This window comes from Sphaerisporangium sp. TRM90804 (assembly GCF_029846175.1).
Lineage (GTDB): Bacteria > Actinomycetota > Actinomycetes > Streptosporangiales > Streptosporangiaceae > Sphaerisporangium.
Genome location: NZ_JARWAC010000001.1, coordinates 149,763 through 162,603 on the forward strand (window position 1 = coordinate 149,763; position 12,841 = coordinate 162,603).

Annotated in this window: 12 protein-coding genes; 8 read left to right on the top strand and 4 right to left on the bottom strand. The window is 71.8% G+C overall.

Annotated elements, in window-relative coordinates:
- Positions 1-7: 7 nt before the first annotated feature.
- On the bottom strand, positions 8-655 hold the full coding sequence (locus tag PYR91_RS00670) for an FHA domain-containing protein (RefSeq protein ID WP_279776870.1): 648 nt from the start codon (positions 653-655) through the stop codon (positions 8-10).
- 182 nt (positions 656-837) lie between these two features.
- Here PYR91_RS00670 and PYR91_RS00675 point away from each other — a divergent pair, with 182 nt between their 5' ends.
- From PYR91_RS00675 to PYR91_RS00695, 5 genes are all read left to right on the top strand, one after another.
- The gene (locus tag PYR91_RS00675) at positions 838-1,959 is read left to right on the top strand and encodes a citrate/2-methylcitrate synthase (protein ID WP_279776871.1); all 1,122 of its coding nucleotides are present in this window, start codon (positions 838-840) and stop codon (positions 1,957-1,959) included.
- On the top strand, positions 1,946-2,224 hold the full coding sequence (locus tag PYR91_RS00680; protein WP_279776872.1) for a DUF3017 domain-containing protein: 279 nt from the start codon (positions 1,946-1,948) through the stop codon (positions 2,222-2,224). Before PYR91_RS00675 ends, PYR91_RS00680 begins: the two co-directional genes overlap by 14 nt.
- 93 nt (positions 2,225-2,317) lie before the next feature.
- A complete protein-coding gene (locus tag PYR91_RS00685) occupies positions 2,318-3,535 on the top strand; it encodes an NADP-dependent isocitrate dehydrogenase (protein ID WP_279776873.1) in 1,218 nt (405 codons plus the stop codon).
- 251 nt (positions 3,536-3,786) lie between these two features.
- The gene (locus tag PYR91_RS00690; protein WP_279776875.1) at positions 3,787-5,781 is read left to right on the top strand and encodes a serine/threonine-protein kinase; all 1,995 of its coding nucleotides are present in this window, start codon (positions 3,787-3,789) and stop codon (positions 5,779-5,781) included.
- A 123-nt stretch (positions 5,782-5,904) separates the two neighbouring features.
- Entirely contained in the window at positions 5,905-6,744 is an 840-nt protein-coding gene (locus PYR91_RS00695) for a hypothetical protein (RefSeq protein ID WP_279776876.1), read from the top strand.
- 68 nt (positions 6,745-6,812) lie between these two features.
- Here the strand turns inward: PYR91_RS00695 and PYR91_RS00700 are convergent, their stop codons facing one another.
- Positions 6,813-6,938 (bottom strand): hypothetical protein, encoded by a 126-nt coding sequence (locus tag PYR91_RS00700; protein ID WP_279776878.1) that lies wholly within the window; start codon positions 6,936-6,938, stop codon positions 6,813-6,815.
- Between the two features lie 123 nt (positions 6,939-7,061).
- Complete coding sequence (gene galE, locus PYR91_RS00705; protein WP_279776879.1) at positions 7,062-8,024, bottom strand: UDP-glucose 4-epimerase GalE; 963 nt, start codon at positions 8,022-8,024, stop codon at positions 7,062-7,064.
- Positions 8,025-8,177: 153 nt separating this feature from the next.
- Here galE and PYR91_RS00710 point away from each other — a divergent pair, with 153 nt between their 5' ends.
- From PYR91_RS00710 to PYR91_RS00720, 3 genes are all read left to right on the top strand, one after another.
- Entirely contained in the window at positions 8,178-9,521 is a 1,344-nt protein-coding gene (locus tag PYR91_RS00710; protein ID WP_279776880.1) for a hemolysin family protein, read from the top strand.
- Positions 9,522-9,535: 14 nt separating this feature from the next.
- A complete protein-coding gene (trpS, locus tag PYR91_RS00715; protein ID WP_279776881.1) occupies positions 9,536-10,561 on the top strand; it encodes a tryptophan--tRNA ligase in 1,026 nt (341 codons plus the stop codon).
- Between the two features lie 128 nt (positions 10,562-10,689).
- Complete coding sequence (locus PYR91_RS00720) at positions 10,690-11,631, top strand: YihY/virulence factor BrkB family protein (protein ID WP_279776884.1); 942 nt, start codon at positions 10,690-10,692, stop codon at positions 11,629-11,631.
- A 6-nt stretch (positions 11,632-11,637) separates the two neighbouring features.
- Here the strand turns inward: PYR91_RS00720 and PYR91_RS00725 are convergent, their stop codons facing one another.
- Positions 11,638-12,777 carry a D-alanyl-D-alanine carboxypeptidase gene (locus PYR91_RS00725; protein WP_279776885.1) on the bottom strand — a complete coding sequence of 380 codons (1,140 nt, stop codon included), beginning with the start codon at positions 12,775-12,777 and terminating at the stop codon, positions 11,638-11,640.
- Positions 12,778-12,841 lie beyond the last annotated feature (64 nt).

Below are 12,841 nucleotides of genomic sequence, written 5' to 3' on the forward strand. Positions count from 1 at the left end.
GCCGGCGCTACGAAGCGCGCCGGTTGGCGGTCTGGGGCGGGGACTCGCCCGGCCCCGCCGTACGCTGCGGCGGCACCACGGGGGTCGGACGCACCAGGCCCAGGGCCACCACCTCGTTGGCGAGGCGGGTGCGGCGGTTGATGCCCTCCGGGATGCGGAACTTCTGGTACAGGCGCAGCAGGTGCTGCTTGACGGCGGCCTCGGTGACCACCAGGTCGTCGGCGATCTCCCGCGCCGTCGCCGGGGCGACGAACGCCTCGTCCGACAGGGCCGGGCGGCACAGGGACGTGAGGACGTCGACCTCCCGCCGGGTCAGCTCGGGCGCCGCCGCGCGGCGCAGCTCCACCTCGGGCGTGAAGTCCTCCCGGGGGATGCCGCCTACCCTGCACCTGGCGGCGCCGAAGGAGACGACGTCGCCGTCGTCGAGAACCCTCCGGGCGATCGGCCTGCCGTTCACCCGGGTGCCGTTGCGGGACAGGCCCAGATCAACGACATACAGGTACGGCCCGCGGCGGATGAACTCCGCGTGCAGTCGCGACACGCTCGGATCAGCCAGCCTGACGTCCACGCCCCGGCCTCGGCCGATCGTGGTGATCTCGGGGCGCAACGGGACCACCTCACCGGTGTCCTCGACGCGTATGAACGGCCCCTCCACGGCAGTTCCTCCCCAGGTAGCCCGCCGTTACTTCCGCTACAGCTCCGGCTTACCCAAACGAGGGGTTGGGGAATCGCCTTTGCCGTAACGAGAATCACTGCAGAAATTGGTCTGGACCTCCGCGGCCGGTTTTACCAGCTCACAGGTAGACTTCTGACGAAGATAAGCGGAGGAAACTACACATGGCGGACAACCCCACCAAAGGTCTCGCCGATGTCGTCGCCGCGTCCACAGCGCTGAGCGACATCGACGGCAAAGCCGGACGCCTCTTCTATCGTGGCTACGACATCCATGATCTCGCCGGCCGGACGAGCTTCGAAGAGACCGCCCACCTGCTCCAGCACGGCAGGCTCCCCTCACGCCGGCAGCTCGCCGACTACGGGGCCGAGCTGGTCCGCGGCCGCACGCTCGCGGCCCTGGTCGAGGCGAACATCGCCGAGATCGCGGAGAAGCAGGCCCCCATGGAGGCGCTGCGCACCCTGGTCTCCCTCGCCGGCGGCGAGGATCCCGACAAGGACTCCAACGAGGCGGACGCCAACTGCCGCAAGGCCGCGCGCCTGACCGCGCAGCAGCCCATCCTGGTCGCGCGCTACCAGGCGGCCCGCACCGGCGGCACCGCCCGCGAGCCCGACCCGTCCCTCAGCATCGCGGCGAACTTCCTGATGCAGATCACCGGTCGTGTCCCCGACCAGCACGAGGTCGACGTCTTCGACGCCTGCCTCGTCCTGCACGCCGACCACACCATGAACGCCTCGACGTTCGCGGCGCGGGTGTGCGCGGCCACCCTGTCGGACATGCACTCGGCGATCGTGGGCGCGATCGGCACGCTGAAGGGCCCCCTGCACGGCGGCGCCAACGAGCAGGTCATGCGGACGCTGGAGAGCATCCCCTCCGACGGCGTGGCCCGTGTCGTGCGGGAGAAGCTGGCGAACGGCGAGAAGATCATGGGCTTCGGCCACCGGGTCTACAAGACCGAGGACCCCCGGGCGACCCACCTGCGCAAGATGTCGCGGGAGCTCGGCGAGGCCCGTGGCGACGACACCTACTATCGGATGTCCAAGGAGATGGAGGAGGTCGTCTTCGCGGAGAAGGGTCTGTACCCGAATGTCGACTTCTACGCCGCGACGGTCTACCACTACCTTGGCATTCCGACGGATCTGTTCACCCCGGTCTTCTCCGTGAGCAGGATGGCCGGCTGGACGGCTCACGTGATCGAGCAGCACGCCGACAACCGGCTGATCCGTCCCGACAGCGAGTACATCGGCGAACGCGACCAGAAGTGGACACCGATTGACGAACGGTAAGGCGTGGTGGCCGTACCTGCTGGTCCTGGCGGGCGCGGCCGTCGGCCTCGGATCGATCGCGATGGGCCTGCCCGCATGGGCGGGCTCATTGATCGTTGCCGTGGCGGTGCTGGTCGGCGCCCTGCTGCGCCTGGTGACCCCGGGCCACCACGAGAGCATGCTCGCCATCCGGCGCCGGCGCACCGACGCCGTGACGTACGGGCTGCTCGGCACCGTGCTGGCCCTGGTGGCCGTCAGCCTGACCGTGCCCCGGATCTTCGGGTAGGCGGAGGGCGTCCGGGCCGCGTCGGGTAGCCTCAACCGCCACCGACTTCGCAAAAAGGATTGTCTGCTCAGTTGTAGAAGGGGAACCCCAAGCATGCCCAAAATCAAGGTAGCGGGTCCCGTCGTCGAGCTTGACGGCGACGAGATGACCCGGATCATCTGGCAGTTCATCAAGGACCAGCTGATCCTGCCCTACCTCGACGTCGACCTGAAGTACTACGACCTCGGCATCGAGCACCGGGACGCCACCGACGACCAGGTGACGATCGACGCCGCCAACGCCATCAAGGAGCACGGCGTCGGCGTGAAGTGCGCCACCATCACCCCGGACGAGGCCCGCGTCGAGGAGTTCGGCCTCAAGAAGATGTGGCGGTCGCCGAACGGCACGATCCGCAACATCCTCGGCGGCGTGGTGTTCCGCGAGCCGATCATCATGTCGAACGTGCCGAGGCTGGTGCCCGGGTGGACCAAGCCGATCGTGATCGGCCGTCACGCCTTCGGCGACCAGTACCGCGCCACCGACCTCAAGGTGCCGGGCGAGGGCAAGCTCACCCTGACCTTCACCCCGAAGGACGGCTCCGAGCCGATCGAGCTGGACGTCTACGACTTCCCCGGCCCCGGTGTCGCCATGGCGATGTACAACGTGGACGAGTCGATCCGCGCGTTCGCCCGCGCCTCGATGCGCTACGGCCTCGACCGCGGCTTCCCGGTCTACCTCTCGACCAAGAACACGATCCTGAAGGCCTACGACGGCCGCTTCAAGGACATCTTCGCCGAGGTGTACGAGAGCGAGTTCAAGGCCGACTTCGAGGCCGCCGGCCTGACCTACGAGCACCGGCTCATCGACGACATGGTCGCCGCCGCGCTGAAGTGGGAGGGCGGCTACGTCTGGGCCTGCAAGAACTACGACGGCGACGTGCAGTCCGACACCGTCGCGCAGGGCTTCGGCTCGCTGGGGCTGATGACCTCGGTGCTCATGTCGCCCGACGGCCGCACGGTCGAGGCGGAGGCCGCCCACGGCACGGTGACGCGTCACTACCGCCAGCACCAGAAGGGCAACCCGACCTCCACCAACCCGATCGCCTCGATCTTCGCCTGGACGCGTGGCCTGGCCCACCGCGGCAAGCTGGACAACCAGCCCGAGGTGACGGCGTTCGCCGAGACGCTGGAGCGGGTCTGCGTCGAGACCGTCGAGGGCGGTCAGATGACCAAGGACCTCGCCCTGCTCGTCGGCGGCGACGCCAAGTGGCTCACCACCCAGGACTTCCTCGCCGCCCTGGACGAGAACCTGAAGAAGAAGATGGCCGTCTGACCGGCGCGGACATCGTTCGGGCCGCCCTGCCGGGTCGATCGGCGGGCGGCCCTGTCGCGTCACGCGGGCACGTCCGCCGCCCCGCCTGCGCCGGCCCGGGGGCCGGGCGCGCGGAACCGGAGGTCACGGCGTGGTCTCGTATCCCTGCGGGACGGCAAAGGCCCCGTAAAGTTCTACTGGTCGAGACTCACGGAATCACGGGGACAGGGATGCCGGAACTCGGGCCGCTCGGACGGGGTGATCCGAGGCAATTGGGCCCCTTCCGACTCACCGGCCGCATCGGGGAGGGCGGTCAGGGAGTCGTCTACCTAGGCGAGGACGACGCCGGAGAGCGTGCCGCGGTCAAGCTGCTGCACGTCAAGTTCTCCGGCGACCTCACCGCGCGGTCGCGCTTCGCGCGCGAGCTCAAGGCGGCCGAGCGGGTCGCCTCGTTCTGCACGGCCCGGGTCATCGCCGCCGACCTGGAGGGTGACACGCCCTACATCGCCAGCGAGTACATCGACGGGCGCTCGCTGCGCGACACCGTCGAGGCCGGCGCGCCGTTGTCGGGCGCCCGGCTGGAGCGCCTGGCGGTCGGCACGGCCACGGCGCTGACGGCCATCCACCACGCGGGCATCGTGCACCGCGACTTCAAGCCCGACAACGTGCTGATCGCGGCCGACGGGCCGCGGGTGGTCGACTTCGGGATCGCGCGCCTGCTCGACTCCACCGGCACGATCACCAGCAGGGCCGTCGGCACGCCCGCGTACATGGCGCCCGAGCAGATCTCCGGCGGCGAGGTCGGCCCGCCCGCCGACGTGTTCGCCTGGGCCGCGACCGTCGTGTTCGCCGCCACCGGCACGGTGCCGTTCGGCGGCGGCTCCATCGCGGTGGTCCTCAACCGCGTGCTCAACCACGAGGTGGACGTCGCCGCGCTGCCCGAGCCGCTGCGCGGCGTGGTGCGCGCCTGCCTCGACAAGTCGCCGGCCGCGCGGCCCACGGCCGACCAGATCCTGCTGCGCCTGCTCGGCCGCCCGGACGACCTGGGCGCGTCCCGGGCGGTGCTGAGCGAGGGCGCCGAGCTGGCCGGCCGCGAGACGCTGGGCCGATCGGCGCAGGCCCCGGCCGGTCGGGCCGGGGGAGCCGCCGTCCGCCCTCCGCACGCGACCGGCGTACCCGCCGGGCCCGGCGGGTACGCCGGCCCCTCCGTGCCGGGCGGGCCACCCCACGCGTCCGCCCAGGGCCCGGGGTCGCACCCGGCCGGCGCCGGGCTCGTCGCCGGCCCGGGTGCCCCCTTCCGGCCGGAGCCGGCGGCCACCGGCGTCCCCACGGCGGTCGCCGTCGACGGCGCCGCGCCGCGCCGTCCCCGCAGGCGCGTGTGGGTCGTGGCGGCGGCGCTGGTCGCGACGCTGCTCGCGGGGGTGGGAGCGGTGGCGCTGCTGCGGCCCGACCTGTGGCCGCAGGGCGTGCGCGGCGGCGTCGACAGCGCGAGCGTGCCCAGCCGCGGACCGGTGGACACCCCCACGTACTCCTCGCTGGTCGACAAGGTGGCGGCCGCCGGGAGCCTGACCATCGCCATGCGCGACTACCTGCCGGGCGTGGCCCTGGACGACACCGACGGCTGGCAGGGGTTCGAGGTGGACGTCGCCACCTACGTGGCCGAACGGCTCGGCGTCCCCCGCGGCCGCATCTCCTTCCGGGCCACCAGCAAGGCCGAACGGCTGGGGCTGCTCGACTCTGGCGAGGTCGACCTGGTGATCGCGACGTACTCGATGAACGCCGACGACCCGGTGACGTTCGCCGGCCCGTACTACCAGGCCCATGTGGACGTGCTCGTGCGTGACGGCGACCCCATCACCAAGCTGTCCGACCTGCGGGGCCGTGTCCTGTGCTCGCCCGCGTCCAACGCCTCGGTGGGCATGGTGCAGGACGCCGTCAAGGTGCGGGTGGTCGCCGCGGAGAACTACTACGAATGCATGGTGAAGCTGGGGCAGGGCCTCGTGGACGCCGTCCCCGGGGACGACCTGCTGCTCGCGGGCTTCGCCAACCGGGAGAACATCCGCTACAAGGTGCTGGGCGCCGAGCTGAGCGACGAGCGGTACGCGGTGGCGGTCCGCAGGGGGGACGTCAGGGCGTGCCGGGCGATCAACGACGCCATCACCGGCATGTACGAGGACGGCACGGTCGCGGGCCTGCTGAAGAAGCACTTCGGCAAGGTCGGCTTCCGGGCGGAGACCAAGCGGCCCGCCCCGGCCAGGTGCCGTTGACCGGGTAAATACTTTTTTGCCCGTCACTGGGATTGGCCTTCACCGGGGGGCGCGTGTCGGGATGGGCGCGCCGCGGCGGCCCGGGCGTTCAATTGAGCTCGAACGCATGGGGGTCGCACATCAATGGGTCTGTTCACGGCGGGCACGGCCGCCGGCCTGGTCACGGTCTTGGTCTTCGCCGGCGCCGCCGCGCCGGCGGTCGCGCGCACCGCGCCGCCGGGCGGGTGGGGAGGGGCCGACCTGTCGGTGAGCGTGGCCGCCTCGCCCCCGGTGGCCCAGCCGGGGCAGTGGCTGTCGTACCGCGTCGAGGTGCGCAACTCCGGGCCCGGTGACGCGGTGATGCCCGTGCTGACCGTACGCGTGCCGGGCGAGGTCGACATCGTCGACGTGGACGTCTCCTCCTGTCACCCGGGGACGTCGCGCCGGGTGGTGGTCTGCCCGTCGGCGTCGGACATCCGGCCGGGGGACGCCGGGTTCCTCACCGTCGTGGGCGTGGTGCGCACGGCCGCGCGCGGGCCGTTGCACGCCGTCGCACGCCTGTCGTCGGAGGTGGTCGACGACAACGAGGCCGACAACCGCGCCGAGGTGGTCACCCGGGTCGACGAGGGCGCCGACCTCGCCGTGCGGCTGTCGCGCCCGGCGGGCGGGGCCGGGCCGGGGCGGCGCCTCACGGTGCGCGCGTCGGTGCGCAACAGCGGCCCGCGGACGGTGCGGGACGGGCGCCTGGACCTCACCGCCGGGAAGGCCCGCCTCCTCACGGCGCGCGGCGCGCGGTGCCGGGCACGCCGGGGCGCCGTGGGCTGCGCCCTGCGGCCGATCAGGCCGGGGGCGGACGGGACGCTCAGCCTCGACTTCCGCATGCCGAGCCGTGGGACGTCCGAGGTGAAGGCCGAGGTGTACTCCGTACACCTGGGTGACCGCCGCCCGGCCAACAACCGCGTGAGCCTGCGCGTCGCCCCGTGAACCCGGGCCGCGCCTGCGTTCCCGGCCGGGTTCTCACGTCCCGCCCCCCGTCCGGGTTCGCGGGAGGACTACGGCGCGCTCGCGGTGCACACCGGGGGAGCGGGCTCGCGGCCCGTCGTGGTCGTGGCGAACCCCGCGCCGACCGCCCCCAGGGCGGCGGCCAGCACGATCAGGCCGCCCAGCGCCACCTTCACCACCAAAGGTGAGAAGTTTCCAGCTTTGACCACGGGGAGATCTCACCATAGATGACGCAGAGAGAGGGCCCTTTCGCAGAACGTGATTCCAATTCGCGTCCGGCGGCGGGCCGCGCCGGCCGGCTAGCGGTTCATCGCGGCCCAGGCGTCGGCGACGATGGACCGCAGGCCCGAGTGCTCGGGCTTCCAGCCGAGCTCGCGCTGGATGCGGTCGGAGGAGGCCACCAGCACCGCCGGGTCGCCGGCCCGGCGCCCGCCGACCACGGCGGGGACGGGGTGGCCGGTGACCTCCCGGCAGGTCGTGATGACCTCCTGCACCGAGAAACCGCTGCCGCTGCCGAGGTTGTAGATCGTGTGCGCGCCCGGACGGCAGGCGTCCAGCGCCAGCAGGTGGGCCCGCGCGAGGTCGCTGATGTGGATGTAGTCGCGCACGCAGGTGCCGTCGGGGGTGGGGTAGTCGGTGCCGAAGACGTTCACCGACTCCCGCAGCCCGAGCGCGACGGCCAGCACGTTGGGGATCAGGTGGGTCTCGACGGTGTGGCGCTCGCGGTAGACGCGGCCGTCGGCGCCGGTGTGGGCGCCGGCCACGTTGAAGTAGCGCAGGCTGACCGCGCCGAGGCCGTGCAGGCCGGCGTAGGCGGTGAGCGCGGTGTCGACGGCGAGCTTGGAGGCCCCGTACGGGTTGGTCGGCCGGGTGGGGTCGGTCTCCACGATCGGCGTGCTCTCGGGCTCGCCGTAGGTGGCGGCGGTGGAGGAGAACACGATGCGGCCCACGCCCGCCGAGCGCATGGCGTCCAGGAGCGCGAGGGTGCCGCCGAGGTTGCTCGCCCAGTAGAGGCCGGGCTTCTCGACCGACTCGCCGACCAGCGACTTGGCGGCGAAGTGCAGCACGCCGTCGAAGCCCTGCTCCAGGACGCCCGCCGCCTCGGTGATCGAGCCCTTGACGAACGCGGCCTCCGGGGGGACGGCGTCGGCGTGACCGGTGGAGAGATCGTCGAGGACGGTGACATCGTGGCCGGAGTCGACGAGCTGTGCCGCGACGGCGCTTCCGACGTAACCGGCTCCTCCGGTCACCAGCAGCTTCACGTTTCTCGCACCTTTCCGTTCGGTTGTGTTTGATCCTGTTCGAAGTTGTTCGTCCGCTGCCCAGCTTACGCGCCTCTGAGTGAACCGGTGGTGGGCACCAGCCGGTACCCTGTCAGATCATCCTGTGACCTCACGCGAACGGACATCACCGACGTGCCCAACGTCGCCGCGAACATCGCCCTGGTCCTCGTCTTCGTCCTGATCGGCGGCTTCTTCGCCGCCGCCGAGATGGCCATGGTCTCCCTGCGCGAGAGCCAGGTGCGCCGGCTGGCCGAGCAGGGCCGGCGCGGTGCGTACGTGGCCCTGCTCGCCCGCGACCCCAACCGGTTCCTGTCGGCCGTCCAGATCGGCGTGACGGTGGCCACCGCGCTGTCGGCCGCGGTCGGCGCCGACACCCTCGCCCGCCAGCTCGAACCCGTCCTCGCGGGCACGGTGCCCGCGAGCCTCAGCCGGCCGCTCTCGCTGGTGCTCGTGACCCTCGCGATCTCCTACGTCACCCTCGTGCTCGGCGAGCTGGTGCCCAAACGGCTCGCCCGGCAGCGCGCCGAAGGGCTGTCGCTGATGGTGGCGCCGTTCCTCGACTGGGTGGCCCGCCTGTCGCGGCCGCTGATCTGGGTGCTGTCCAAGTCGACCGACGGGGTGGTCCGCCTGCTGGGCGGCGACCCCGACGCCGACCGCGCCGCGATGACCACCGAGGAACTGCGCGACATGGTGGTGGGCCACGAGGACCTGACCCAGGACGAGCGCGACCTGATCAACGAGGTGTTCCAGGCCGGCAAGCGCCACCTGCGGGAGGTCATGCTGCCGCGCACCGAGGTGGAGTTCATGGCCATGGACACCCCGCTGGCCGAGGCCGCCGTGCTGGCGGCGGCGATGCCGCACTCGCGCTTCCCGGTATACCGCGACGGCTACGACGACATCGTGGGCTTCGTCCACGTCCGCGACCTGCTCGACCCGGTGCTCATCGGGCGCATCGAGCCGATCAGCGAGCTGGTGCCCATCAGGCCCGTCAAGCTGCTGCCCGCGACCAAACGCGTGATCGCCACGCTGACCGAGATGCGCGACGACGGCCAGCACCTGGCCATCGTCGTCGACGAGTACGGCGGCACCGCCGGCATCGTCACCATGGAGGACCTGGTCGAGCAGCTCACCGGCGACATCCGCGACGAGTACGACACCGACGGGCAGTCGGTGCGACGCGTCGCCGGGGTCGTGGAGATCGAGGGGCTGGTCAACCTCGACGCCTTCGCGTCCGAGACGGGCATCCAGCTCGACGAGGGCCCCTACGAGACGCTCGGCGGCTACGTCATGGCCGCGCTGGGCCACCTTCCCGAGGTCGGCGAGCGGGTGCAGCGGCCGGGGTACACGCTGGTGGTCACCGAGATGGACGGCCGCAGGGTCGCCCGGGTGCGGGTGATCAGGACGGCGCGCGCCGAGCCGTCGGCCGACCCCGCCGCCGAACCCCCGGCGAAGTCGCCGACGACCCCCGAGTCCTGACAGAATCGGGAGCTATGGCCCGACCCCGTGTTCTCTCCGGCATCCAGCCGACCGCCGACTCCTTCCACCTCGGCAACTTCCTGGGCGCCGTACGCCAGTGGATCGGCATGCAGGAGACGCACGACGCGTTCTACTTCATCGCCGACCTGCACGCGATCACCGTGCATCCGGCGCCCGCCGAGCTGCGCCGCCGCACCCGCGTCTCGGCCGCCCAGCTCTTCGCGGCCGGCCTCGACCCCGAGCGCAGCACGCTGTTCGTGCAGAGCCAGATCCGCGAGCACAGCGAGCTGGCCTGGGTGCTGATCTGCAACACCGGCATGGGCGAGGCCGCGCGCATGACCCAGTTCAAGGACAAGTCGGCGAAGTTCGGCGAGAGCTCGGCCGGGGTGGGGCTGTTCACCTACCCGATCCTCCAGGCCGCCGACATCCTGATGTACCAGGCCGACCAGGTGCCGGTGGGCGCCGACCAGAAGCAGCACCTGGAGCTCACCCGCGACCTCGCCCAGCGCTTCAACAGCCGGTACGGCCCGACCTTCACCGTCCCGTCGCCGTACATCCCCAAGGAGGTCGAGAAGATCGCCGACCTCCAGGACCCGCTGGCGAAGATGTCGAAGTCCTCCTCCAGCCCGCAGGGCATCCTGGAGGTGCTGGAGGAGCCGCGCGTGCTCACCAAGAAGATCATGCGCGCGGTCACCGACACCGGCACCGAGGTCGTGGCCGATCCCGAGAACAAGCCGGGCGTCACGAACCTGCTGCGCATCCAGTCGGCGCTGAGCGGCACGCCCGTCGCCGAGCTGGAGGCCCGTTACGTCGGCCAGGGCTACGGCGCCCTGAAGAAGGACGTCGCCGAGGTCGTCGTGGACGCCTTCGCGCCCATCCGCGAGCGCACCGAGAAGCTGCTGTCCGACGAGGCCGAGCTCGACCGCCTGCTCGCGGTCGGGGCGCGCCGCGCGGCGGCCGTGGCCCGCGAGACCATGGAGGCCGTCCGCGACCGCGTCGGCTTCCTGCCCGTGCCAAGCCGCCCCGAGAGCGACGTCTGACCCACCCCCCGGCGGCCCGCGAGGGCGCGGCCGGCTCCGTGCTCCTCAGCGCCCGCCCCGGCCCGCGCCGTGACCGTTCGGTGCCCGGGGTGGTCGCATGCTTCCTACCTGGCGGGTAGGTGGGCAGCATGGGAAGCGTGTGGGCGTCGGTGGCGCGGTACGTCGAGGTCGTCAAGGCGTGGGGCCGTAACCGGACCGAGCACTTCCGGGTGCGCTGGCCGTGGTTCGACCACCTGCTCCGCACGGTGCACCGCTACCAGACCCGGCACGGCGACCGGCTGGCCGGCGCGGTCACCTACTTCGCGTTCCTGTCGTTCTTCCCCGTGCTCGCGCTCGGCTTCGCCGTGGCCGGGTACGTCGTCTCGATCAACGCCGCGGCGGAGGAGACCCTGATCGCCGCGGTGAACCAGCAGCTTCCCGGGCTCGCCGACAGTCTGAACATCAAGGAGCTCTCCGACGCCCGCGCCGGTGCCGGGGTCATCGGCCTGCTGGGCCTGCTGTACGCGGGGATCGGCGCCGTGGACGCGCTGCGCGAGGCGCTGCACGACATCTCCGACAGCCGCGAGGCGCCGACGAACTGGTTCGCCGGCCGCGGCCGCGACCTGGTCGCGCTCGTGCTGATCGGCCTGACGTTCGTGCTGTCGGTGTCGGTCGGCGGCTTCGCCAACGCGGCCACCAGCACGGTGCTGGGCTGGTTCGGGCTGGCCGCGACGCCGCTCGCCGTCTTCCTGGTCTGGGTGGCGGGCCTGCTGATCAGCATCGCGGCCGACATGCTGGTGTTCCTGGTCATCCTCGGCTGGCTGGGCAAGGTCGGCAAGTCGCTCAAGACGCTCCTGCGGGGCGCGCTGGTCGGCGCGGTGGGGTTCGGCGTGCTGAAGCTGGCGGCGACCCTGCTGCTCGCTCACACGCTCACCAACCCGGTCTACGGCGCGTTCGCCCTCGTGGCCGGCCTGCTGCTCTACATCAACTTCTCCGCGCGCTGGATCATGTACACGGCGGCGTGGACGGCGACCGCCGAGGGCGCGCCGCCGCCCGAGCCGTCGCCGGTCCCCACCAGCGAGTACGTCTGAGCGGCCTCAGTCGGGGCCGGGGGCGGCCGGGGTGGGCGCGGCGTCGCGCCCGGCGCGCGCCCGGCGGCGCATGCCGTACATCAGCCAGGCGGCGCCGCCGAGCGCGCCGACGACCAGCACCAGGATCCCGGTGTCGAGCCCGGTCCTGCCGGCCGCCAGCGGCTCGGGCGTGCTCACCGGCGCGGGGGTGGCGGGGCCGCCGACCGGCTTGGTGGGCTTGGCCTTGGGCACCGGGCCGACGAGCGTCCCGACCGGCGCCACCTGCCCCCGGGCGGCGAAGCCCCAGTCGAGCAGGTCCTTGACCTCGTCCCAGAACGAGCTCTCGTGGCGCATGACCGAGACGATGATCGTGTGGCCGTCGCGTCTGGCGGCGCCGACGAAACTGCCCATGGCCTTGCTGGTCCAGCCGTTCTTCACGCCGATCATCCCGGCGTAGCGGCCCAGCAGCCTGTTGTGGTTGGCCATCTCGTAGTGCTTGCCGCCCGGCGCGGGGAACTTGGCCGTCTTGGTGCCGACGTACTCGCGGAAGTCGCCGTTCGCGAGCCCGGCCCGCGCGATCAGCGCCAGGTCGTAGGCCGAGCTGCTCTGCCCGGGCTTGTCCAGGCCGTTGGGGGTCTTGGCCACGGTGTCGAGCGCTTGCAGCCGCCTGGCCTCGGCGTTCATGTCGGCGAGCGTCTTGGCCACGCCGCCGTTGGTCTCGGCGAGCGCGACGGCGGCGTCGTTGCCCGAGACCATCATGAGCGCCCTGAGCAGGTCGTGGACCTTGTAGATGCGGCGCGGGGTCAGCCCGACCGCGCTGCCCTCGACGTTGCAGGCCTCCTGGCTGGGTTTGACGATCTTGTCCTTGTCGAGCTTGGGGATGAGCGTGAGGGCCGTCAGCGCCTTGAGCGTGCTGGCGGGAAGGTAGCGGCCGTGTGGGTCCTTGGCGGCCAGCACCTGGCCCGTGTCGGCGTCGGCGACCACGAAGGAGGACGCGCCGGCCTTGGGCAGCGGCCGGGCGCCGGGGGCCACCACGACGCCGCGCTGGCCCATCAGCGGCCCGCCGACCGGGGCGGTCTCGTGCTCGGAGGCACGCGCGGCACCGGGAGCCATGAATGTCAGGCTCCCGGCCAGCGCGACCGCGCTGAGGGCTGTTACGCGCTTCATCACCATAGGGAACTCAGCGTAACTTTGTCGCTTTTCAGGTGGGGCAAGACACGACAAAGATCGT

Coding starts and splice junctions, on each gene's coding strand:
- trpS (WP_279776881.1), top strand. CDS start 9,536: ATGGCCCGACCCCGTGTTCTCTCCGGCATCCAGCCGACCGCCGACTCC.
- PYR91_RS00720 (WP_279776884.1), top strand. CDS start 10,690: ATGGGAAGCGTGTGGGCGTCGGTGGCGCGGTACGTCGAGGTCGTCAAG.
- PYR91_RS00685 (WP_279776873.1), top strand. CDS start 2,318: ATGCCCAAAATCAAGGTAGCGGGTCCCGTCGTCGAGCTTGACGGCGAC.
- PYR91_RS00675 (WP_279776871.1), top strand. CDS start 838: ATGGCGGACAACCCCACCAAAGGTCTCGCCGATGTCGTCGCCGCGTCC.
- PYR91_RS00695 (WP_279776876.1), top strand. CDS start 5,905: ATGGGTCTGTTCACGGCGGGCACGGCCGCCGGCCTGGTCACGGTCTTG.
- PYR91_RS00725 (WP_279776885.1), bottom strand. CDS start 12,777: ATGAAGCGCGTAACAGCCCTCAGCGCGGTCGCGCTGGCCGGGAGCCTG.